Below are 21724 nucleotides of genomic sequence, written 5' to 3'. Positions count from 1 at the left end.
TTATCTCCGGGTCGGGTCGAACGTGGCGGGCAAAGTGGCCCAGCAGGCGTCATAAGTGGATTGCAGTTGCGGACAGTCGAGGGCGAAGCGGCTTGGGCGCAGCACCTGACTGGTCTCGAACATGAAGGCCATGGTGTTGTCGATCCTCGCCGGTTTGAGTTCGGCGTTGATCGCTTTGGTGCAGGTCTCGCCATCCGGGCCGTGGGCACTCATGCAGCTGTGCAGCGAGGCACCGCCGGGCACAAAACCTTCGGCCTTGGCGTCGTATTCGCCCTGGATCAGGCCCATGAATTCATTCATCAGATTGCGGTGGAACCACGGCGGACGGAAGGTGTTCTCGGCGACCATCCAGCGCGGCGGGAAGATCACGAAATCGAGGTTGGCCAGACCGTGCACGCTGGTCGGCGAAGTCAGCACGGTGAAGATCGACGGATCCGGGTGATCGAAGCTGACGGTGCCGATGGTGTTGAACCGGCGCAGGTCGTATTTGTACGGCACGTTATTGCCGTGCCAGGCGACCACGTTCAACGGCGAGTGATTGAGCTCGGTGGCCCACAACTGGCCGAGAAACTTCTGTACCAGCGTGGTCGGTTGCTGGAGGTTCTCGTAAGCGGCAATCGGAGTCAGGAAGTCACGCGGGTTGGCCAGACCGTTGCTGCCGATCGGTCCCAGATCCGGCAGACGCAGCGGCGCGCCGTGGTTCTCGGCAACATAGCCGCGCGCTTGTGGGTCGAGCAATTCAACACGGAATTTCAGGCCGCGCGGCAGCACGGCGATTTCCAGCGGCGCGACTTCCAGCACACCCAATTCGGTGGCGATGCGCAGACGGCCGAGTTGCGGCACCAGCAGCAGTTCGCCGTCGGCGTTGAAGAACACCCGCTCCATCGAGCGGTTGGCGACGTAGTTGTAGATGCTGATGCCGGCCGGTTTCTCTGCACCCGCGTTAGCGGCCATGCTCACCAGACCGTCGATGAAATCGGTCGGCTCGGCCGGGATCTCCAGCGGATTCCAGCGCAGGCGATTAGGCGTCACTTCACCCAACGGGCCACCGGCCAGTTGCCGCTCCAGTTTGACGAAGGCCGGGTGATTGGCCGACGGCTGAATGCGGTACATCCAGGTGCGCCGCGCTTCACTGCGGGTCATGGTGAACGCGGTACCGGAAAACAATTCGGTATAGAGGCCGTAGGGGGCTTTTTGCGGCGAGTTCTGGCCGACGGGCAGCGCACCGGGCAACGCTTCAGAGCTGAATTCGTTACCGAAACCGGACTGATACGCCAGCGCCTGAGCGGTTGAATCGAGGTTCATGGAGCCTCCTGAACAGGGAGTCGGCAGTGGCCCATCGCTCTGGCTCAGAGGTTTCGGCACGCCGGGGTTGTTATTATCGTAATTCGATTACGCATAACGTAATTTGCTCGCTATCCAGCGTCAAGCTATAAAGACGCCCATTCGTTTCGGAACCCGGCCGCACCATGGAAAAAACCAGCGACAGCAACGGCAAACAGAAAGTCCGCTCCGCCGAAGTCGGCACCGACATCCTCAAGGCTCTCGCCGAGTTGTCGCCGTCCACTTCGTTGTCGCGTCTGGCCGAACATGTGCAGATGCCGGCGAGCAAGGTTCATCGCTATCTGCAAGCGTTGATCGCTTCAGGATTCGCCGAGCAGAACACCGCTACCAACCATTACGGGCTCGGCCGCGAAGCCTTGCGCGTAGGCCTGGCCGCACTCAACAGTATGGACGTGCTGAAAGTCGCCGCCCTGCCGTTGGCCGAACTGCGCGACGAACTCAACGAAACCTGCTTTCTGGCGGTGTGGGGCAATCAGGGCGCGACCGTGGTGCATATCGAACCGGCGGTGCGCGCGGTGACGGTGGTGACGCAACTGGGTTCAGTGTTGCCACTGCTCAGTTCATCGACTGGACTGGTGTTCAGCGCCTACTTGCCCCATCGGGAAACCGATGAGTTGCGCGAGCAGGAAATTGCCGCTGTGGATCATCCATTGAAGGACGAAAAAACCTACGCAACCCTGTGCGAACAGATCCGCGAACGCGGTCTGCATCATGTGCATGGCCTGCTGATGCCGGGTGTGGATGCATTGTCCGCCCCGGTGTTCAACGCCGTCGGCCAGGTCGCCGCCGTGTTGACCATCGTTGGTCCCACTTCATTGTTCCATGCCGACGAAAACGGCCCGGCGGCGCAGCGGTTGCTGGCGGCGACGCGGGCCGTGAGTTGGCGGATGGGTTATGAACCTCTGCAGGCCTGAACGGCGCCAATCGAGCGAGTAACGAGGGCCGTTACTCGCGCAGCTTCATCTGTCAGTTGAGCAGACGAGTGGTGCTGTTCACGACCGCTGGAGGTGCGGTGATTGCTGTCACGTAGTTGATGCTGACTTCAACACCGGTGACGCCTGCCATCACATCGGCGAAATCCCTGACGCTCGATAGCAGAGCAATCGGGTTCACGGGCGCGCCGATCGCCGCCACTTTGCCAACGTACAACAGAATCGCCCCTCGCCACGCCGATGCAAAGTGTGCGTTCGCAGCCTCATCGGAGCCCTGACTGGAAGCCACAATGCCCAGCACAACCGACTGAGTAATGCGCAGTACAGTCAGTGCCAGGCCAAGTGGCGCAATGAACATCGAAGCCACATCCAGGGCAAATTCGGCCAGTACCCTCACATCCTTCCACAGCGCTTCCAGATAACTGCTCGTCTGAAAATCTACATCGGCGACGAGTTGCCCGATTTTAGCCAGGTACTCCTGTTTGAAAGCCAGTACTGGATAACTGTTAGTCAATTCCGGATTACTGGTCGCTACCGGGTTCGAGTCCCAGTAGGTGTCCAGGAGGTTTTTCACTGCTTGCTGATGTTCCAGACGAGCGAGGCTCAAGACCTTTTTGTTGAAGGTCACGCTTTTCAATCGACCAGCAAGTTCCTGGACAGGGAAGAAATCCTTGCCACCAGGCGTATCGGGAATATAGACAAAAAACTCATCACGCCCGCTGACTTTGCGCCCAAAAACGTAAGCCCCGACAAGGGCGCGTCCCCTTAGAGTGAACTCGTATACGCCAATGCCCGGCTTCCCACCCGTGGTGATGATGCCCTGACGAGGCAGATCGCGATCAAATCCGTTAATGAGTCCCTGCAACCAGCTGAATTGGTCGAGGGAGAGCTCGCCTTTGATTTTCTGAATCAATGCAGCCCGGAGCATTTCATTTTGTTTTGTTTTTCGATACAGACTGGCTTTCAAGTCAATGTCGGACGCATTGAGGAATTTATCTTTCAGATATTGAAGATACTTTTCACCAGGCCTCAGATCGATCAGATCATTGATAACTCTGGCATTCAGTTGGGCAATGGGCTGTCCGGTAAACGTCCAGAAGGTGGCCTGCCTGAGTTGCTCTCGCAAATTTTCAATCCCGGCTAATTGAGGGTTCACCCAGGTGAAAAATTTCTCGAACGCGCTTACGTCACTGCGCCACTTTTGCCACTGAATAAACAGATCGGTCAGGCTGATCTTCGAGTCTGCGTGAAATTTGACCCATACCTCGTCAGGGTTAATGTCCACAGATGAACCTGTCCGGGCAAAATACTGCTTCAGCTCCTTCTTCACCAAATGGCTGGAAAACTGTTTGAACGGCTCGACCGCCAGCATTTCCCGGGAATGATGATGAATAGCCTTGAAATCAGCGTTCAGACGATTGAGCAGGTGCTGATCGTTCGAGCTGGCCTTTCTGTACCATTGAGGGGTGGCAGCTTCGGTTTGATCGATACTCCACAAAATGTGATTTTGAACGGCTCCGAACAAAGGCTCCTCTTCGGGTAAATCGACCAACTTAATCTTCGACCACCATTCATTCAGTACCTCAGATGGTTTTAGACTCAGATAATCACTTTGCATCTGCGCACTGTCGCTGGCGTGTGCCTGACTCAGCAAGTACGCCCAGGTTTCAGCCTTGGCCGCCCATTGCGCCAACTTGTGCTGCAGGCTTTTCAGGTCGGTGAATTCAAACCACTCCTGCCCGGCTGGCGAACCCGGTATGTGCAGGACATGAGCGCTGCGATCGGCTGCCACACCTTTCCTGCGATAAACCAGCAAACCATTGAAAGGCTTGAACCAGTGTTTGAGCGCCACGCCCAGCGTTTCAATGGACGTATCGCCGAGGTTATAACCCATCACCAATTTATGAGCTGAAGGTCCCACGTGTTTCTGCAGGATCGCCGCGAACAGGGTCAGCGCTGTTTTACGGCTAAGGACCACTCGCAGCGACCCGGTAACTTCGGCTTGCGAATACAGAAGACGTTGAGCCGTGGTATAGGCAACACGAACGTCCAACGACTTGATGGCACGCAGGATGTTCGATGGACTCAACTTTGGCAGACTGGAGGGGACCTCCGGAACGATCTGATATTGCCCTGCCAGATCATGAGCACCTTGCATAAAGGCCTGAGTCAGCGTTTTGCGCTCGGTGAGTTCCACCTTTTTTCCATCCGCCAGAGGCACGGTATGGGTGACTTTCACGAATACCGTGTCCGGGTCGATACGTTCATCTTTACCCGGCGATATGAAGTCCTCTACGGCCAACCGCGCGTAGTCTTTCAGCGAAGCAACTCCGTGAGTGACCTCATGAAGTTTGACTTCGGCTTCAAGCAGCTCTTTTTGCAGGGAAACATACACTTCCTGATTGACATCGGAAGTGCTTTTCAACCATTGCGGCCAAGCATTCCGCTCGACATGCTTAATCAGTTGTACCTGGCGTTTTCTGGCCTGATGATTCAAATCGGGCAACGATTGTGCGGCCTCTACGGCGACAACAGTTTTATCAAACTCCGAGCCTGGCTTACCGACAGATTCAAGATACCCAGTGATGTCGCTGTACATCGTCTGAATCCGCTTACCAACGAATCTCTCAAACAAATTCGCACGAACTTTCAAAAAACGAATAGCAGGGACGTATGCGAACCCAACGCGTTCACTGAACGACAGCGTTTGCAGAAACTCTTCCTGAGTTTCCGAGGAGCCCAGTCGGCTCAACAACGCTTGTTCAAGTTTCCAAATGGAAGAGAACAATTCGAGACCACGATTCGCGCAGTAGAGTACGACAGCGCCCTGCTCACCGGGAACCAACTGTTCATAGATAGGGGTTGTAAGGGGCAATACAAACATCGCGTTCTGCTCGATGTATTTGCCATTCTGACCTTCAATGAAAACCCCGTAACAAGTGCCGGTCAGACTGGGTTGTACGGTCGTACTGATCAGCGCTCGTTGTTGCTGAGTAATGACCCCTTGAATCGTCAGCGCCTCCAGCTCACTAATGAAAAGGTTAGCTTCGAGTACACCTAAAGCAGACTTTCGCGTTAACTGAGGATAAGCTCCACTTGTTTTTTGAACGGTCGGATTTTCCCAGTACTGCCGCACAGTCGCCGTGTAATCAACCGCCAGTTTCTTCAGCAGATCTGCTACTACTTTTTCAATAGCCGAGATCGGGACTTGCGTAAGAATGTCTTCACGACTGGTAAAATTCGGGTGATTGAAAACACCATAATCATTGACATCATAGTTTGGCGGCCGACCACTTTGCAGGCACTCAAGCGCGACATCCAGCAAACGTCCAACCGGCTGTTTATTTTTCGGTTTGGCGCCCGCCACGACATTGACGAACAGGCTGCTTAGCCGCACACCTTCGGAGATCTTCCATAGCGCTTCACGCAACGTGTCCTGCACCACCACTGAAAATGACGGAACAAGCTTCAATTCCTGCGAGATACTTTCCAGGGCTTTCCCCACTTCACGCAGACTTTGGCTTTCGGCTTCTTTATTAATATCCATAATGGAATCTCTATCAGCTTGATAATGACAAGTGACCAATTACAACTTGCCTCGCCAAATCAAGCTAATTCAGATCCAGAACAAAAAGATACCCACCGCACTGTTTCCAACAGTGTTTAATTACAACACCAACAAGCCCCTAAGTTACAACTACAAACATCTAACAACCTCACACCTACATCAAACCCAATGTTCTGGCCCTGGCCACTGCATGCGTTCTACGCATCACCCCCAATTTTATATAGATCCTTCGGACATGAGTTTTAACGGTATGCAATGAAAGGAAAAGTTTTTCTGCGATTTGTTGATTGGAATCACCTGCCGCAATCAATACCAAGACTTGTAACTCTCGCTGACTCAGTGAACTTTCAGCTTCAGACTCGGCTACAACTTGCTGCTTTTCCTCCAGCACAATTGTCGGATCAAATATTTTCGGCGAACGCAGGGTGGCCTGGCGTATCAGCAATTGTGACCCCGAGCGCCGGACAATCTTCAACGCGCACTCCACATGCTCAACCACCCGTAACGACTCGCTGTGCAGCAATGCCACTTCGGCGAGGGCAAAATGCAACTCCGCCTCAAGTGTCTGCGCCCCGCACTTGCGGGCTTTATCCAGCAACACCTGAAGTTGCTCCGAGAGATCACTACCGCGTTGCAAAGATGCCGTGGCCAATATCAGCAAATACTGAATACGCGCAATCAGTTGAACCGTCGCCGGAGGTGCCTGCAACGCGTTCGGCGGTTGATAGTGGCGCAGCACCCGGCTCAACGCCTCATGTGCCAACTGCGCCCGCCCCTGCTGCAGCCAGATCTGGCTACTGACCTGTAACAACACACCACGGTAAACCGTGTCTGGAATCCTGCGTTGCTGCATCAACCGCTCGGCCTCGTGCAAGCGCTCGAATGCTTGCGTGTATTCACAGTGGTTGGCCGCTATCTGCGCCAGCCCCAGATAGCCGAACAACACCCGTTTATCGTGACTGCGCAGACAATCCTCCAGGCCACGTTTGAACAGAACGGCGGCTTGTTCCTCCAGCCCCATGACCAACGCCAATCGACCACGACGCAGGGCGATACGACCGAGCAGCGGCGACGGCCGCTCAGCGCGCTGGCCAAGTAACTGCTCAATGCTCAGTAGCAGGTTGTCAGCGCGGGCTGGAGCACCACGCTGCTCAAGCAACTGCGCGTGATCAAGTTCCAGCAAGCCTTCAAACAGCAAGGAGCCTTGTGCCCGCGCCAGACACAACGCTTCGCGACTGATGGCGTGCGCTTGTTCGAGTTCATCACAGAGCAAGGCTTGTTGAGTCAGCCCTGACAGGCACAGCAACCTTGTGGCCCAGGCATCGCCATCGAGCGCTTCCAGAGCTTGCTGAAAGAGTTCGCGCGCAGGCGTCATGCGCCCCTGCAAATGCATCAGCCAGCCTTGTTGCGCTTGCCAGCGTGCAATCAGTTGTCGTTCCAGTGCCGCCGAAGGTTGCGGCATGAACCTCGCCAGGTGCGCGATGCACTGCGTGGCCTGTTCAAAACGGCCGGCAAACAAAAGAGCTGCGGTAATCAGCCCAACCAACTGCGGTGATCCCAAGGTCACTCCTTCGCCCTGAGATTCATGCAGGCGCAACAACAGCACCACCGTTTGCTCTTCAAAAAGATGCTCGAAGTTGAAGTGCTGCAACAGACTCACTGCCGTTTCGAATTCCTCGGCAAGCAACGCCTGCTCGAAAGCCGAGCGCCAGTCCCCGGCAGCGGCGAACCATTGGCATGCCCGACGATGCCATGAGCGGGCCGCAGGCCAGCGCTCATCGCGCATCACCTGAGCCAAAGGTGCAAAGATCTGCAACCACTGGGACGAGTCATTCCATGGTTCGATGAAGCAACCCAGCGTTTGCAGGGTGCGCAGGTAGTCCGCGCCTTCTCCGGCACCGAACAGGTGCTCACACAACTCAGCATTGAAACGCGGCAGATTCGCCAGTACCCGCCAGACCTCCGCCAACTCCGGCGTCAGGCCGCTGAACAGTTCGTGCTGCAAATAATCCAGCAGCGTTTCCACCCTTTGCTGCGGCTGAAGGGTTTGCGACCAGTCGCATTTTTGCAGCAGCGCCATGCGCACCCCGGCGCACCAGCCACCGGTTCGATGAACAATCCGCGCGGCCACACTGGCAGCCTGCTCCGCGGACAGGTGTTTTAACGCCTGAGCGATTTCTTCCGGGGTCAGCGCCAGCGTCGCGCTTTCGCATTCAAACAATTCGTCGTCCAGCAGCAACCGTGGCCAATTGCACTGGGGGCGTCGACGCGCGCCGATCCACCAGATCAATGCCGGGCTGCTGAGCGCCAGCAAGCGGTCCAACAATGCATCGAGAGCCGGATCGGGGAGCCGACAATAGTCGTCGATAAACAGCCAGGTGGGCGCTGACCAGCGTGCCAGTGCCGCCGCCAATTGCGCCTCATCCATTGCTGCCAGCCCCAATGCCAGGCTCAGCCGCCGACAGAACTCCTCCGTACTCAACGACACGCCCATCAGTGGCAGCCAGTGCACCGCACAGTGTGCCGGTGCCTGTGACAAGCATTCGGAGAGCAACGCGCTTTTGCCACTGCCGGGCGGCGCGCAGATCAGCCTGATCCGCGCCACAGTCGTCAGTAGCGGCTCACTCAGTCGAGGGCGAAGTTGATGATGAGAAGAAAGTCTGGGCAAGAATCCGGGGCGATCCAGACAGGCAGTCATGGCGGTCATCGGGTGAGCCTTTTTATCGTTGTGCCCTCACCCTAGCCCTCTCCCCTGCACTTGTTGACGAGTATTCAGCGCGCTGATTGGTGTCCATAAAAAAGGCGACCGAGCGGTCGCCTTTTGCCTCGCTTGTGTATCACAACCGTTACCGCACGCCCTCTGCGCGCAAGGCCGCTGGCGTGTAGTCGGCAGCCTTGGCTTCGAAGCCGAACTCGAAACTGTGCTTCTCTTCGTTCTTCATTCCCAGGGCAATGTAGCGACCGGCAATGATGTCGTAGAGCGCTTCGAGGGTGTAGGCCTGCGCCTGATGATCGTAGTAGTACTGAGCGTGACCTTCGGCGACACGCCACAGTTGCCCGCGACCGTCGTAGTGGTCTGCCAGCGCCACTTGCCAGCTGTCTTCATCGATGTACATGTGACGCTTGGCGTAGATGTGCCGCTCGCTCGGTTTGACCGTGCCGATCACTTCCCAGACGCGGTGCAGTTCGTAACGGGTCAGGTCCTGATTGATATGCCCGGCCTTGACGATGTCGTCGTACTTGAGCTTCGGCGAATCGAGTTTGTAGCTGTTGTACGGGATGTACATTTCCTTTTTGCCGACCAGTTTCCAGTCGTAGCGATCCGGAGCGCCGGAGAACATGTCGAAGTTGTCCGACGTGCGCAGGCCATCGGCGGCGGTGCCCGGGCCGTCATAGGCCACTTGCGGCGCCCGACGCACGCGGCGCTGGCCGGCATTGTAGATCCACGCCAGACGCGGTTCCTTCACCTGATCGAGGGTTTCGTGAACCAGCAGCACGTTACCGGCCAGACGTGCCGGCGCCGTTACCGACTGCTTGAAGAAGGTCAGCACGTTGGCGGCTTTTTCCGGGTCGAGATCCTTCATCAGTTGTGGCACGGCGATCTCTTCTTCGAAGCGGATCGGCGTGTAGCTGCCGTTGGTCTGCGGGGTCACCTGGGTGATGATGCGCCGCAGGTTACCACCGTGATATCGGGTGATGTGGTTCCACAACACCTCCACGCCAGTCTTCGGAATCGGGAAGGCGTAGTAGCGGTTACCAGTGAAATTGGCCAGGCCATTACCATCGTTAATGCTGGTGACATTGAGCGCGCTGCGTTTGGCCGACTCATAGATTTCCGCTGGCACGGCGACCGTGCGGTGGGTCGGATAGACAGGGATCTTGTAGGTTTCCGGGTAGCGTTTGAACATCGCCACCTGCCCGTCCGAGAGCTTGTCCTTGTACTTGTCGACGTTGGAAGCAGTAATGGTGAACAGCGGCTTTTCATTGGCAAACGGGTCGGCGAGGAAGCCTTTGCTGTCCACCGCCCCGGCGTTTTTCGGGATGCCGCTGGTCCATGCCGGTATCGAACCGTCAGCATTGCCGGCCTTCTCGGCGCCGAGCGGCGTCAGACTGGTGCCGAGTTTGTTGGCCTCCTCCGGCGACACCGCAGCCATCACGTTGGCCGCCAGCAGACTCAGGGCCAGCACACCACATTGCAGAATCATTTTGCGCATTGCATTCATCCTTCTCGGGCAGATCAGAAGTTCACGCCGAAGCTCAGGGCGACGAAGTCACGGTCTTCGAGGACGTTGTAGTCGCCACCGAAAAAGTCGGTGTAACTGAGGCTTGCGGTGTAGGTGTTGCGGTAGTCGGCATCGACGCCGACGCTGATCGCTTTCGCACCTTCGTTGAACAGGCCGTTGGGGCCATAACCGGCGACGTCATGCGACCACGACAGGTTGGGTTTGAAGTTGACCCCGCCGATCACGTTGGCGTAATCGAGGATCGCCCGGGCACGGTAGCCCCATGAGGTCGAGGTGACGAAACCGTCGGTATCACCACCGAAACCGTATTGGCCATACACCGAATCGCGGCCATAACGCAGCTCGCTGCGCGACTCCAGGCCACCGACATGCACCACCGCAGCTTCGCCGACCACGGTCAGGCGTTCCGCGCCTAACACCTGATCGAAAAAGTGCGTGAGGGTGCTCTGGATTTGCGTGACTTCTTTGCGCCGATAGCCTTTGTTGTCGGCTCCCGCAGTGGTGGCGATCGGCGAAGCAGCGCCACCGGCAATCGGGTTGAGCAGCGCCAGCGTCAGGTCGTTGGTGTTGACCTGCACCGGTGCATTCGGGCGGTAGCTGATCTCGCCGGTCCATGCAGTGCCGGTGGGCAACGTGGTGGAAAAACTCGCGCCGTAGAGGCGAATGTCTTCCGGGTATTCGAGGTAGTAGCCACCGCGCCCGAGCATCACGCTCTGCGCCAGGCCGGAACCGCTGCCGGGTGCCAGGCCATTGGCGATCCCGACCATGCCCGGCAATGCCGCCAACGTCGAAAGACCGGCCGTGGTTGTGCCTACCGCCGGCGTACGGCTGTGGTAGTTCATGAAGTACAGGCCATATTCGGTGTCATCCCCGAGCCAGCGCAACGCCGTCCCCCATTGCCCGGAATCCCGCGCATCACGGTCGCCGCCACGGGGAATCACCACCCCCTCACGGGTGACCTGAATACCTTGGCCAAAGGCCTGGGTCAGCGGCACAAACGGCGCAATCGCCGGGTTGCCAACGGTGTAGCCGTTGTTGCAACCGTCCGCCGCCACATCGACCCCGAAGAAAGTGCCGCAGTTGTCGAGAACGGTCTGGTCCCATTCCAGTTGATAGAAACCTTCAACGGTCAGTTGATCGGTCAGGCCTTGGGAGCCAAACAGCATGTTGACCGGAATCAGACCTTCCTTGATCTCGGCACCGGGACGACGAAACGCTGAAACGTCGATCGGGTTGATGCTGTTGATCGAGTTACCGATAAACGTACTTTCGCCCCAACTCACCACCTGCTTGCCCGCGCGCACGGTGCCTGGCAGATCGGCAATGGAATAGTTGTGATAGACGAACGCATCAAGAATCTGCGCGCCGGAGGACTTCGCACCTTCCTTGCGTCCGCTGTCGCTGATCGGCTTGAACTCGCGGTCTTCGTCCTTCAGCTCGAAGTCATACCAGTACTTGCCACGCACGAACACACCGGTGTCGCCGTACTTGAGTTCAAGATCGTGAATACCTTTGAAGATCTTCGAGAAGGTCTCACCCTTCTTGAAATTCAAACGCCCGTCATCACCGGTCGAGGATTGCCCGGTCCCGCCATTGACCGTGCCGACCAGCGACTTGTCGGCATCGCGCATGCCCCAGCTCGCACCGATCGACAGTGACGAATCGAAGGTGCCCTCGATCTCGCCAATGTTGAACGCAACCGCGTGCGCCTGGGCGCAGCAACCCAAAGCCACCGCGGCGGCCAGCGCCTGCGGTGTGAAGATGGCGCGCATTGTTGTTTTTGTCATGCGTCTTCCCCGGTGAGTGACAGAAGGCCCCACCCTACTGCCGGGCAACCGCGTCGATAAGCGCACCAAGGAGGTATTCGTGTTGTCGCTCGAAAGGATGAATGGCCTTGAACGACGGGGCTTTGCGCCGTTCATGGATCGGCTGGATGGAAGATCATCAGTGCCGCGCATGGTGCACATCAGCACATGGGACTGTTACGTGCCCCGCAACAGTGCATGTCCGGAATCGGTATTTTTCCTACGTGTTCAACACCTTATTCTGAACGCGCTTTCACGGGACACGCCGCAAAGCACGAAGCACTGGCCTTTGAGCGACTCAGGCCATTGCTGACAGATTTCAGATGAATCGAAGACTTCGGTTTATCGCCCCGGTGTTCACTGACGTTGATTTGTAGCTCCTTGATCCAACGTCTTACCTTGGCCGCTGCGTTTGCAGCGGCCTTTTTTATGGGCGCCGTTTTACTCACCTCACCTGCATCAGCGGGAAGATCCCCCCATTGCTGTAGGAAATATCCTTTTGGTCTTTTAATGCCAAGCTATCAAACCGCTTTCCACATTATTCATACAACCAGGCAGGTCATTACTGACGATTGATGCAGATATTTCCGTTCGAAAGCTGATGTAGGTTAATTGCTCCGCAAACCGAAAAATTCGCAGTGAGCAAAACGAATGTTGGAGCAAAGTTTTGTTGAGGGCGCCGAAATAAAAATTGAAGGAAAAGGGTCTACAGCCAACCTCATCATGATCAAGCGTCTTGACGCCATACTGGAGCGCAAGCTCGAGATGACCGATACCGATCGACGGTTCTATGCCTATTCACTTCGAATGATGGAGCGATTCAGAGCGATGGGATTCGCCGACGACTACATTCCCAAAAGTAATCCGTCCCTTTGGAATAACCTCCATACCGCCAAACTTGAAGACTTCAAACTGAGCGACGATGAGTCATTACGCTATACGGAAGAGGCCATCGACGCGGCGAAAAAACAAGAATTGGAAGCATTTGAATGCGTCAGCAGATCCAAGAGTTCGACTGCCAAACTCGAACAAGCTGTCAGGCAAGAAAATCTCAGAGATTTGTTATCAGTTTTGGCTATCGGTTTGGCATTTCCCTCCATCGACACACTGTTCGGACGTTATCGTTTTGAAGTTATCGCGCGCGGTGAATTGTGGAGAACATACGAGGAATTATTTCGTGAGGGTGTACTGGCTGAGGGTAATGCGGCTGTTGCCATTCCGGGTCCAAACTGGGAAATCCCGGAATTCATGATTGATAAGCGGTACGAGGAGTAATAGAAGGAGCCTCGCCGCATCCAGAGCGCAGCGAGGCTCAAACGTTTCTTAAAGCGAATACTTCTGCAAATTCGCCATCATTTCCTTCAACGCCTCAATATTGTCCTTCGGATGCGCCGCCCCTTCGAAATCACAAATCTGCTGCCAGTGCGCCGCGACATCTTCCGGCGAGAAGCCTACGTGCGGATCAAAGCCGGCACCGAGGCTGCGCTCCCAACGCACCTTGCCCATCCAGCCGCCACCGACTTCGAACAGCCCTGACGTTTCCTGGCATTGTTCACTAGCCAGATATACCACCAGCGGGCTGACCAGTTCTGGCTTCAATTGCTCGAATACTTGCGGCGGGATCAAGCCTTCGGTCATGCGGGTGCCGCCGGTAGGCGCGATGGCGTTGACGAGGATGTTGTTCTTGCGACCTTCGATGGCCAGGGTGCGGGTCAAACCGTAAAGACCCAGTTTGGCCATGCCATAGTTGGACTGGCCGAAGTTGCCGTAGATGCCTGAGGTCGAGGCGGTGAAGATTACCCGGCCGTAGTTTTGCTCGCGCAGGTGTGGCCACGCGGCGCGGGTGACTTTGTAGGCGCCTTCGACGTGGACGCGGTAAACCAGATCCCAGTCGGCGTCGTCCATTTTGTGGAAGGTCTTGTCGCGCAGGATCCCGGCGTTGTTCACCACGACGTCGACGCGACCGAAGACATCAAGGGCGTTTTGCACCAATTTGTCGCCATCGGTGACTGAGTCGTGGTTGGCTTCGGCAATGCCGCCGGCCTCGCGGATTTCGGCGACGACGCGGTCGGCAGCGGACGCATTGGCGCCCTCGCCCTGGGTCGAGCCGCCGAGGTCGTTGACCAACACTTTGGCGCCCTGTTTGGCGAACAGCAATGCGTGGGCGCGTCCGAGGCCACCACCGGCTCCGGTGACGATGACGACTTTTTCTTCGAAACGCACAGACTCATTCATCGCAGCAACTCCAGCAGGCCAGTAATGACCCCGAGTGTCAGGCACGCGGCTTTTGGTCACAACGAACACGGCTGAGGCTGAATGGTGTGCGATAAGGTTGGGGGATGATGAAGGCGTCAAAAGATCAAAAGATCAAAAGATCAAAAGATCAAAAGATCGCAGCCTGCGGCAGCGCCTACACAAATTCAATGTAGGAGCTGCCGCAGGCTGCGATCTTTTGATCTTTCAGGAGCAGGCGACTTTGCGCGGTGGCAGCACAAAACGATCGCGAAACTCCAGATAAAGCTTGAGCACCTGCACCGGCGCCTCGGTCTGTGGATAGTGGCCGATGCCCGGCAGCAACACCGTGTCGGCGTCAGGGATCAATTCACGGTAACGCTCGACCATGTGCGCCCCGGAAATCGGATCGACTTCGCCATCGATCACCCGTAACGGGATTTCGCCGCGCTGCATCGCCGTCACCCAGCGATCACGCTGCACACGGCGTTCGGGAATGTAGCTGATCAACTTGTGCATGATCCGTGGCCCGCGATTGCTGTCGACCAGGCTCCAGAAATCGTCCAGCTCGCTTTCGCTCGGCCGGGTTTGCGGGCCGAAGATCTGCCGGAAGCTTTTCACCAGAGCATCGCGAGTGAACGCACGACCGATCATCCAGCCCAACGGGCTGAGCAGCAGTTTCTGCATCAGCACCGGGCGATGGGTTTCCGGAAACAACCCGCCGTTGAGGAACACGCAACTGGCGATCTCGATCTTGTCTTCGTAGTGCCTGGCGAGCAGTTCCTGGGCAACGCTGTCGCCGTAGTCGTGAGCAAGCAAGTGAACCGGTTGCCCGACCTGCAGATGCGCGAGCAATGCCTGCTGCAGGTCAGCCTGCTCCAAAAGGCTGTAGGTGTGATTGAGCGGTTTGGCCGAATCACCAAAGCCCAGCATGTCGCAGGCAATCACTCGATATCGCTGGGCCAGCGGCTGCCACAGATAATGCCAATCCCAACTGGCGGTCGGGAAACCGTGGATTAGCAACAGCGGCTCACCCTGCCCCGCCGTCCAATAGCGGATCGGCTGGCCACGAAAAACAAACGTCTGGCTGCGTTTACGCCAGACACACAGAGGAATCTCGGCAAGAGGCATTAGAGTTTATATCCGGGGTCTTGTTTATCGAGTTTGCGCAGCAACGCTGGCCAGGCCAGCGCGCCACCCATGCCTTGAGCACTTTTGGTGACACCGGCGATCATCGCTTTGGCGCCTGCCAGGATTTGCGGTTCGATGGCGATGAGTTCAGCGCCACCGGTTTGCGCCATGACCTGAATGTCGCAGGCGCGCTGGAAGGTGAACATCATCAGAAAAGTGTCGGCGATGGTGCCGCCACAGGTCAGCAGACCGTGGTTGTGCAGCATCAGGAAATTGTTCTCGCCAAGATCGGCTTGCAGGCGCGCCTTCTCTTCGTGGTTCAGCGCCACGCCTTCGTAGCCGTGATAGGCCAGGCTCGAAAGCACGAACAGCGACTGCTGGCTGATCGGCAACACGCCCTGCTTTTGCGCCGACACCGCGACACCGGAAGCGGTGTGGGTATGCAGCACGCAAACCACATCGTGCCGCACTTCGTGCACGGCGCTGTGGATGGTGTAGCCGGCGGGGTTGATTTCGTAAGGGCTGTCCATGAGTTTGTTGCCGGCCTGATCGACTTTCACCAGGCTCGACGCGGTGATCTCATGAAACATCAGACCAAACGGGTTGATCAGGAAATCTTCGGTGCCCGGCACCTTGGCGGAAATATGGGTGAAGATCAGATCGTCCCAGCCATGCAGCGCGACCAGACGATAACAAGCGGCGAGATCGACACGGGTCTGCCACTCTGCGGCACTGACCTGGTCTTTGACATTAAGGGACGATTGGACGGGGGCTACGCTCACTGTATGCACCTCTGCGTTCTTATTGTTCTGCACGTACGAGCAGTCTAGTCAGGCGCAGAGCATTGCGTAGTTGCATTGCCAGCCAGCTTGATGACTGAGCGGGTCAGCCAGGCAAACTCCTTGGATCCATGTCAAAGCCACGACGCCAACAAAGGCGCGGCAAACAGATTGAGCAACCCGGTCAAAACCATCACCAGCCCGGCGACAGAGCCTTCTTCGCCGCCCACTTCATGGGCCCGACTGACACCGGCACCATGCGCGCCAACCCCGAACAACGCGCCGCGCGCCAAGGCACTGCGCAACGGCAACCACTTCAACAACACGCCGCCGAGCATCGCCCCGAACACACCGGTGAACATCACGAATACCGCGGTCAACTCCGGCACGCCGCCGAGGTCCTGCGCCAGCGGCATGGCGAACGGTGTGGTGATCGAACGCGGCACCAGTGACAGCGTCACCGAGCTGTCGAGCGCCAGCGCCCTGGCCAGCCAGAATGAAGTGCCGATCGACGCCGCACTGCCGGCAACCATGCCCAACAGCAGCGCCGACCAATGCCGCATCAGCAAGCGCCGCTGCTGCCAGATCGGCACAGCAAACGCGACAGTGACCGGGCCGAGCACCCGCATCAGCCAATGGGTGTTGCTGGAATATTCGGCATAAGCGGTGTGCAACGGCACAGCGAGCGCCAACAGCAACGCCGGCACCAGGATCAGCGGCGACAACACGTAGTGCCCAGTGCGCCGATAAATCCAGCGGCTGAACAGGTACGCCAACAGGGTGAAGGCCAGCCAGAACATCGGCATCCATTCAAGCTTCATGGGAACGCCTCATGCGCACGGCAAGTTCTACGGTGAAAGCCGTCACCAGCATGACCATCAATGTACTGGCGGCGATCACCAACAGGATTCGCCAGCCGTCATTGCGCAACAGTGCGCCATAGTCGAGCAGGCTCATCAGCGCCGGAATGAAGAACAACAACATCTCGGCCATCAGCAACCCTGCGCCCAATTGCAGGGCGGCGGGTTTTATCCAGCCAAAGGCGAAGGCCAGCAGCAACAGCGCCATACCGATCACACCACCAGGAATCGGCCACGCCAGCCAGACCGCGAGTTGGCAGCCGAGCAAGTAGAGGCCGAGCAATACAGCGAGTTCAGCGAGAAGACGAGACAGATGTTTGAGCGGGACGGCGTTCATGATTTTGCTCCAGACAGGCGCTTATTTTACGAAGCGCCCTGCCATCCCCGAAGCGAATTGTTAGACTCAACACCATTCCAAAATGGAATCGGACAATGGAATTCAAACAACTGCGCAGCTTTGTCGAAGTCATGCATCAAGGCGGTTTTACCCAAGCCGCAAAAACCCTGCACATCAGCCAGTCAGCGGTGAGCAAACAGATCGCGCAACTGGAACAAAGTCTCGGCACGCCTTTGCTGGAGCGGCTGGGTTCGCAATTGCGCCTGACGGCCGCTGGCAGCGTGGTGCTGCAACGGGCCGAAGGCATGCTGCGCTTGCACAACGAACTGCTCGCGGAGCTGGATGACCTGAGTCATTTGGCACGCGGAGAGTTGCGCCTCGGCCTGCCATTACTCGGCAGCGACGCGCTATTCGCCGAACTGTTTGCCGAATACCGGCGGCGCTATCCGAATATCAGCATCCAGTTGCTCGAGGGCGGTAGCCGCAACATCGAGCAGGCTGTGCTGAGCGGTGAACTGGAGTTGGGCGGCAGTCTGTTGCCAAAGGATCCGCAATTCGACTGTCAGCCGTTTTGCGATGAGCAACTCGACGCCCTGCTGCCGGTGGATCATCCACTGGCCGATCGAGGTGAAATCGGTCTGGAGGAATTGGCCGAGACGCCCTTTCTGCTCTATCAGCGCAGCTTCGTGCTCAACGACCGCTTGCTGCAGGCGTGCCAGCAACTGGGCTTTACGCCGAAGGAAGGCGGGCGCAGCGGTCAGGCGGATTTTCTTGCGGCGCTGGTGGCCGCCGGGCAAGGCGTGGTGCTGCTGCCCAGCGTGGTTGCACGCGGTCTGGTGCGGCCAGGCGTGGTGCGCCTGACCTTACGCGCGCCGGATTATCTGCGTTGGGATATCGCGTTTATCTGGCGGCGCGGCGCGTATCTGTCAAAAGCGGCGCAGGCATGGCTGGCGCTGTTGCGCGAGCGTGGAATCAGCCCTTGAGCGTGTCGATCAACTGCGCCAGCCAAGGCTCGGCGTCGGTTTCCGGGGTGACGCTTTCGCTGGCGTCGATGCGCAGCATCTCTTGCACTTCGCGCACACCGAGCTCGCCGAACAGTTCACGCATTTGCTCGCCACCGCCGCAGAAAGTGTCGCCGTAACTGGCGTCGCCCAAGGCAATCACTGCGCCCGGCAAACCGAGCAGTGCGGCGGGCAACTGGTCGCGAATCGCTGAGTACAGCGGTTGCAGGTTGTCGGGCAATTCGCCCATGCCGGTGGTCGAGGTCACCGCAAGCAATGCTTCAGGGCCGAACGCCTGGATGTCGGCCAGGCTGGCGCGCGAGTTGTGGAAGGTTTCAAAGCCAGCGGCTTTCAACAGATTCTCGGCGTGACGGGCGACTTCTTCGGCGGTGCCGTAGACCGAACCGGAGAGGATGGCGACTTTCATCAATCTGATCCTGAAACTGAAAAAAAAGAGCCGCGATAGTAACAGTCTCAAGCGCAAAGCTGCGACTGGATCTCAATTGGCGGTAATGGCCAGTAGACAGGCCGTGCGGTTCTTCTAGAATGCCTGCCACTGACAACTCTGAAAGGATTCAAAGATGATCAACGCCAGTCTGCTGCAAATGGTGATCAATGCGTCGAATGACGGGATAGTGGTCGCGGAGAAAGAAGGTGAACAGAACGATATCCTGATCTATGTGAACCCGGCCTTTGAACGACTGACCGGCTACACGAGTGAGGAAATCCTCTATCAGGACTGCCGCTTTCTGCAGTCTGGAGACCGCGATCAGGACAGCCTGAAACTGATTCGCGAGACGCTGGATAACGGCGGCTCGTGCCGGGAAATCCTGCGTAACTATCGCAAGGACGGTACGCCGTTCTGGAATGAACTGTCGATTTCGACGGTGAAAAACGTCGAAGACGGGCAGACATATTTCGTTGGCGTGCAGAAGGACGTCACCGTTCAGGTCAAGGCACAACAGCGCGTGATTCAACTGGAAGCTGAGGTCGTTGCCCTCAAAGCAGAACTGGCTGCATTGAAAGCGACAAACGGTCAAAACAAAATCGCGAACTAAGTGTCATTAACTACAATCACCAATGACTTTGTATCTATATCTTTCGAGTTAGCCATGCAGCGCGACGCCCTCCTCACTCAGGATGAGCTGGATTTCATCCAGACCATGCAGCACAACCCGCAACTGAACGTGCGGGATGCGACGTCGAGTCTGCTGGTTAACGGCGGTTCGCAGATCCGTGATTTGCTCACGCGTCTGGCCGCTCACGAGCAAGTGACCATTCAGGCCAACTTCGAAAATCAGCAGATGACCTTCCCGTTGCATCTGGTCGAAGACGAGTTTCACGCGTTGCACCTGCGTCTTGGCGTACCGAGTATTTACGAAGACGGCCCGATGGTGCGGCCATGGCGTTTGACTCTCGAAGAGCCGGTAGCTCTGGAAAACGCCAAAGGTCAGCCGGGTACCTTATGGGTCCACGAGGTTTCGCACAAAGGTGTGCTGCTGGAAGTGCGCAACAAGACCAAACCGCCCAAGCATTTCGCCCTGTGGTTCAGCCCTTCGGGTTACGAGCGGATTTCATTGCGCGGCAATTTCGAACGGGAAACCGAGAGCGGCTTCTACGCCTACGAACTGAGCCAGACCGACACCGATGAAACCGAGCGTCTGCGCCAGTTCATCCTGCAGCAACATCGCCTGACGCATCCCGCCCTTCACACCTGAGTTTCAGGTATCCAGATTGCCGGCCAGAAACTGCAGCATGCGCTGACGCATGTTCGCGCCTTCATTGCCCAGACAGGCAACAGAGGATCCGGCCAGGCTGTCCTGCGCCAGATCCGAAGCGTCGCCCGCCAGCATCAACTGACAATCGAGACTCAATGCCAACCGGTTCAAACGCCGAGGCAATTCGGCGCTGGGCGCGTGATTGGAAAACAGCACGAGTGCATCAGGTTTGATCTTTTCGCACACCAACGTCAGCTCATCGAATGGCTGACCTGTCGTCAGCACCCGAACACCGGAATTGCTGTCGCTGAGAAACAGCGCCGCCACCAACAACTCCAGCTCTCGACATTGCCCGGCCAGCGCGCTGACGATCACTCGGCGCGGTTGCGTACCACGCAGCATGACGATCCGCTGCAATACCCGCGCCCGCAGGAATCCATCGAAGAACAGCCACTCGCTGGTTTGCCCGAAAGCCTCCTGGCGCTGCAACAATTGCAGCCACAAAGGCATGAGGATGTCCTGAAACACCACCGGCAATGAGTATGAAGAGAAAATCTGCCCATAGACGCGGTCCAGTTGCTGGTCGTCGAACGCACTGACCGCCTGCTGGATCTGCTCCTGCCATTGCAGATAATCCGCCTGCACCAAGTCATCCGGGATGATGTGCGCCAATACTTTCATCGGTTCGGTCTTGGCGAGGATCTTGCCGACCTTGCTCACGGCGACCCCGCGATCAATCCAGTCGACGATGCTGCGCACGCGCTCGATATCGGTCATCGAATAGAGCCGATGCCCACTTTCGGTGCGTGTCGGCTGAATCAGACCATAGCGCCGCTCCCACGCGCGCAAGGTCACCGGGTTTACACCTGTCAGGCGTGCGACCTCACGGATAGGGAACAGATCCTCGCGCTCGAGCGCAGAGGATGTCTGCAAAGCAGGCTTTGCGTCCGTGATGACAGGCATAGGGTGTTCAACTTCCATGTCGGAGATATTTGGATCCCATTCTAACGCTTATGTCCCGATTGCGATCAAGTGCAGAAATGCGACGAAAGTCGCTGGTTTAATCGGGAAAAACCGGAATAATCCTTGCTTGTTGAAAAACGCAGGCCTCTACCCCGGCCCTGCGTCAGGCGAAACTCCTACCCGGAGCGACGCAACTGAAATACGGAGATACATAATGTCTACTTCCCCTGTCACGCTGATGGTTGCCCGTCGCGTCGCTGATGGCCGTTATCAGGACTTGATCGCCTGGCTGCGCGAAGGCGAACAACTGGCCACTGATTTCCCCGGTTACCTGGGCTCTGGCGTGCTCGCTCCGCCGCCCGGCGATAACGAATTCCAGATCATCTTCCGCTTCGTCGATGAGCAGACGTTGCATGCGTGGGAGCATTCGGTTTCACGTACCGCGTGGCTGAGCCGTGGCAGCGACCTGTTTGCCCACCCGAAAGAACATCGAGTCAGTGGCATCGAAGGCTGGTTCGGCGCTGCCGGGCAACGTCCTCCACGGTGGAAACAGGCCGTCGCGATCTGGCTGGCGTTCTTTCCGGTGTCACTGCTGTTCAACTTTGTCCTCGGCCCGTTGCTCGCAGAACTGAGCCTGTTGCCGCGTATGTTGATCAGCACGGCGTGCCTGACCCCGCTGATGGTTTACTTCTTTATTCCGCTGTCGACCCGATTGCTGGCGAACTGGCTGAACAGTACGCCGGTACGACTGCCTGTATCGGCGACACCTCAGAAACATTAAAGATCGCAGCCTCGTTGCACTCGACAGCT

18 protein-coding genes are annotated in these 21724 nt (G+C 57.3%); 6 read left to right on the top strand and 12 right to left on the bottom strand.

What is annotated here, in order from left to right:
* Entirely contained in the window at positions 1–1305 is a 1305-nt protein-coding gene (gene hmgA / locus J0G10_RS05795; protein WP_220557892.1) for a homogentisate 1,2-dioxygenase, read from the bottom strand.
* Between the two features lie 164 nt (positions 1306–1469).
* On the opposite strand from hmgA, the gene J0G10_RS05790 reads away from it, so the two are divergent.
* Complete coding sequence (locus J0G10_RS05790; protein WP_095125413.1) at positions 1470–2258, top strand: IclR family transcriptional regulator; 789 nt, start codon at positions 1470–1472, stop codon at positions 2256–2258.
* Positions 2259–2310: 52 nt separating this feature from the next.
* On the opposite strand, the gene J0G10_RS05785 is transcribed toward J0G10_RS05790, so the two are convergent.
* The 4 genes from J0G10_RS05785 to J0G10_RS05770 form a co-directional block, all read right to left on the bottom strand.
* Positions 2311–5823: a dermonecrotic toxin domain-containing protein gene (locus J0G10_RS05785; protein WP_220557890.1), complete on the bottom strand. Its 3513-nt coding sequence runs from the start codon at positions 5821–5823 to the stop codon at positions 2311–2313.
* A 175-nt stretch (positions 5824–5998) separates the two neighbouring features.
* Positions 5999–8551 carry a LuxR C-terminal-related transcriptional regulator gene (locus tag J0G10_RS05780; protein ID WP_095125411.1) on the bottom strand — a complete coding sequence of 851 codons (2553 nt, stop codon included), beginning with the start codon at positions 8549–8551 and terminating at the stop codon, positions 5999–6001.
* 139 nt (positions 8552–8690) lie between these two features.
* On the bottom strand, positions 8691–10058 hold the full coding sequence (locus tag J0G10_RS05775) for a DUF1329 domain-containing protein (protein ID WP_220557888.1): 1368 nt from the start codon (positions 10056–10058) through the stop codon (positions 8691–8693).
* 23 nt (positions 10059–10081) lie between these two features.
* Positions 10082–11875 (bottom strand): DUF1302 domain-containing protein, encoded by a 1794-nt coding sequence (locus J0G10_RS05770; RefSeq protein WP_095049782.1) that lies wholly within the window; start codon positions 11873–11875, stop codon positions 10082–10084.
* A 669-nt stretch (positions 11876–12544) separates the two neighbouring features.
* Here J0G10_RS05770 and J0G10_RS29940 point away from each other — a divergent pair.
* Positions 12545–13168, top strand: a complete 624-nt coding sequence (locus J0G10_RS29940; protein WP_245398022.1) for a hypothetical protein — start codon at positions 12545–12547, stop codon at positions 13166–13168.
* A 48-nt stretch (positions 13169–13216) separates the two neighbouring features.
* On the opposite strand, the gene J0G10_RS05760 is transcribed toward J0G10_RS29940, so the two are convergent.
* The 5 genes from J0G10_RS05760 to J0G10_RS05740 all read right to left on the bottom strand — a co-directional run bounded on the left by J0G10_RS05760 (position 13217) and on the right by J0G10_RS05740 (position 17232).
* On the bottom strand, positions 13217–14128 hold the full coding sequence (locus tag J0G10_RS05760; RefSeq protein WP_095049781.1) for an SDR family oxidoreductase: 912 nt from the start codon (positions 14126–14128) through the stop codon (positions 13217–13219).
* 225 nt (positions 14129–14353) lie between these two features.
* On the bottom strand, positions 14354–15256 hold the full coding sequence (locus J0G10_RS05755; protein ID WP_220557886.1) for an alpha/beta fold hydrolase: 903 nt from the start codon (positions 15254–15256) through the stop codon (positions 14354–14356).
* Complete coding sequence (locus J0G10_RS05750) at positions 15256–16038, bottom strand: class II aldolase/adducin family protein (protein WP_093436071.1); 783 nt, start codon at positions 16036–16038, stop codon at positions 15256–15258. The genes J0G10_RS05755 and J0G10_RS05750 overlap by 1 nt, the downstream gene beginning before the upstream one ends.
* 131 nt (positions 16039–16169) lie before the next feature.
* Positions 16170–16856, bottom strand: a complete 687-nt coding sequence (locus J0G10_RS05745) for an LrgB family protein (protein WP_095125407.1) — start codon at positions 16854–16856, stop codon at positions 16170–16172.
* The gene (locus J0G10_RS05740) at positions 16846–17232 is read right to left on the bottom strand and encodes a CidA/LrgA family protein (RefSeq protein WP_095049777.1); all 387 of its coding nucleotides are present in this window, start codon (positions 17230–17232) and stop codon (positions 16846–16848) included. The genes J0G10_RS05745 and J0G10_RS05740 overlap by 11 nt, the downstream gene beginning before the upstream one ends.
* A gap of 95 nt (positions 17233–17327) precedes the next feature.
* Here J0G10_RS05740 and J0G10_RS05735 point away from each other — a divergent pair, with 95 nt between their 5' ends.
* Positions 17328–18215, top strand: coding sequence for a LysR family transcriptional regulator (locus J0G10_RS05735; protein ID WP_220557884.1), 888 nt, complete (start codon positions 17328–17330; stop codon positions 18213–18215).
* On the opposite strand, the gene J0G10_RS05730 is transcribed toward J0G10_RS05735, so the two are convergent.
* On the bottom strand, positions 18205–18660 hold the full coding sequence (locus tag J0G10_RS05730; RefSeq protein WP_095049775.1) for a flavodoxin: 456 nt from the start codon (positions 18658–18660) through the stop codon (positions 18205–18207). The genes J0G10_RS05735 and J0G10_RS05730 overlap by 11 nt on opposite strands.
* Before the next feature lie 154 nt (positions 18661–18814).
* Between J0G10_RS05730 and J0G10_RS05725 the strand changes: the two genes are divergently transcribed.
* Complete coding sequence (locus tag J0G10_RS05725; RefSeq protein WP_095049774.1) at positions 18815–19291, top strand: PAS domain-containing protein; 477 nt, start codon at positions 18815–18817, stop codon at positions 19289–19291.
* Between the two features lie 54 nt (positions 19292–19345).
* A complete protein-coding gene (locus tag J0G10_RS05720; protein ID WP_016987019.1) occupies positions 19346–19951 on the top strand; it encodes a hypothetical protein in 606 nt (201 codons plus the stop codon).
* 3 nt (positions 19952–19954) lie between these two features.
* On the opposite strand, the gene J0G10_RS05715 is transcribed toward J0G10_RS05720, so the two are convergent.
* Positions 19955–20914: a MerR family transcriptional regulator gene (locus tag J0G10_RS05715; RefSeq protein ID WP_095049773.1), complete on the bottom strand. Its 960-nt coding sequence runs from the start codon at positions 20912–20914 to the stop codon at positions 19955–19957.
* Positions 20915–21128: 214 nt separating this feature from the next.
* Between J0G10_RS05715 and J0G10_RS05710 the strand changes: the two genes are divergently transcribed.
* The gene (locus J0G10_RS05710; protein ID WP_093436046.1) at positions 21129–21695 is read left to right on the top strand and encodes an antibiotic biosynthesis monooxygenase; all 567 of its coding nucleotides are present in this window, start codon (positions 21129–21131) and stop codon (positions 21693–21695) included.
* Positions 21696–21724 lie beyond the last annotated feature (29 nt).

This window comes from Pseudomonas germanica, from assembly GCF_019614655.1.
Taxonomy (GTDB): Bacteria; Pseudomonadota; Gammaproteobacteria; order Pseudomonadales; family Pseudomonadaceae; genus Aquipseudomonas; species Aquipseudomonas neuropathica.
This window is presented reverse-complemented; position numbering and strand designations above follow the sequence as displayed.

What these genes read in the sequence shown, in the direction of transcription:
- hmgA (WP_220557892.1), bottom strand. Translation starts at nt 1,305, where the DNA reads ATGAACCTCGATTCAACCGCTCAGGCGCTGGCGTATCAGTCCGGTTTC.
- J0G10_RS05790 (WP_095125413.1), top strand. Translation starts at nt 1,470, where the DNA reads ATGGAAAAAACCAGCGACAGCAACGGCAAACAGAAAGTCCGCTCCGCC.
- J0G10_RS05785 (WP_220557890.1), bottom strand. Translation starts at nt 5,823, where the DNA reads ATGGATATTAATAAAGAAGCCGAAAGCCAAAGTCTGCGTGAAGTGGGG.
- J0G10_RS05780 (WP_095125411.1), bottom strand. Translation starts at nt 8,551, where the DNA reads ATGACCGCCATGACTGCCTGTCTGGATCGCCCCGGATTCTTGCCCAGA.
- J0G10_RS05775 (WP_220557888.1), bottom strand. Translation starts at nt 10,058, where the DNA reads ATGCGCAAAATGATTCTGCAATGTGGTGTGCTGGCCCTGAGTCTGCTG.
- J0G10_RS05770 (WP_095049782.1), bottom strand. Translation starts at nt 11,875, where the DNA reads ATGACAAAAACAACAATGCGCGCCATCTTCACACCGCAGGCGCTGGCC.
- J0G10_RS29940 (WP_245398022.1), top strand. Translation starts at nt 12,545, where the DNA reads ATGTTGGAGCAAAGTTTTGTTGAGGGCGCCGAAATAAAAATTGAAGGA.
- J0G10_RS05760 (WP_095049781.1), bottom strand. Translation starts at nt 14,128, where the DNA reads ATGAATGAGTCTGTGCGTTTCGAAGAAAAAGTCGTCATCGTCACCGGA.
- J0G10_RS05755 (WP_220557886.1), bottom strand. Translation starts at nt 15,256, where the DNA reads ATGCCTCTTGCCGAGATTCCTCTGTGTGTCTGGCGTAAACGCAGCCAG.
- J0G10_RS05745 (WP_095125407.1), bottom strand. Translation starts at nt 16,856, where the DNA reads ATGAAGCTTGAATGGATGCCGATGTTCTGGCTGGCCTTCACCCTGTTG.
- J0G10_RS05740 (WP_095049777.1), bottom strand. Translation starts at nt 17,232, where the DNA reads ATGAACGCCGTCCCGCTCAAACATCTGTCTCGTCTTCTCGCTGAACTC.
- J0G10_RS05735 (WP_220557884.1), top strand. Translation starts at nt 17,328, where the DNA reads ATGGAATTCAAACAACTGCGCAGCTTTGTCGAAGTCATGCATCAAGGC.
- J0G10_RS05730 (WP_095049775.1), bottom strand. Translation starts at nt 18,660, where the DNA reads ATGAAAGTCGCCATCCTCTCCGGTTCGGTCTACGGCACCGCCGAAGAA.
- J0G10_RS05725 (WP_095049774.1), top strand. Translation starts at nt 18,815, where the DNA reads ATGATCAACGCCAGTCTGCTGCAAATGGTGATCAATGCGTCGAATGAC.
- J0G10_RS05720 (WP_016987019.1), top strand. Translation starts at nt 19,346, where the DNA reads ATGCAGCGCGACGCCCTCCTCACTCAGGATGAGCTGGATTTCATCCAG.
- J0G10_RS05715 (WP_095049773.1), bottom strand. Translation starts at nt 20,914, where the DNA reads ATGCCTGTCATCACGGACGCAAAGCCTGCTTTGCAGACATCCTCTGCG.
- J0G10_RS05710 (WP_093436046.1), top strand. Translation starts at nt 21,129, where the DNA reads ATGTCTACTTCCCCTGTCACGCTGATGGTTGCCCGTCGCGTCGCTGAT.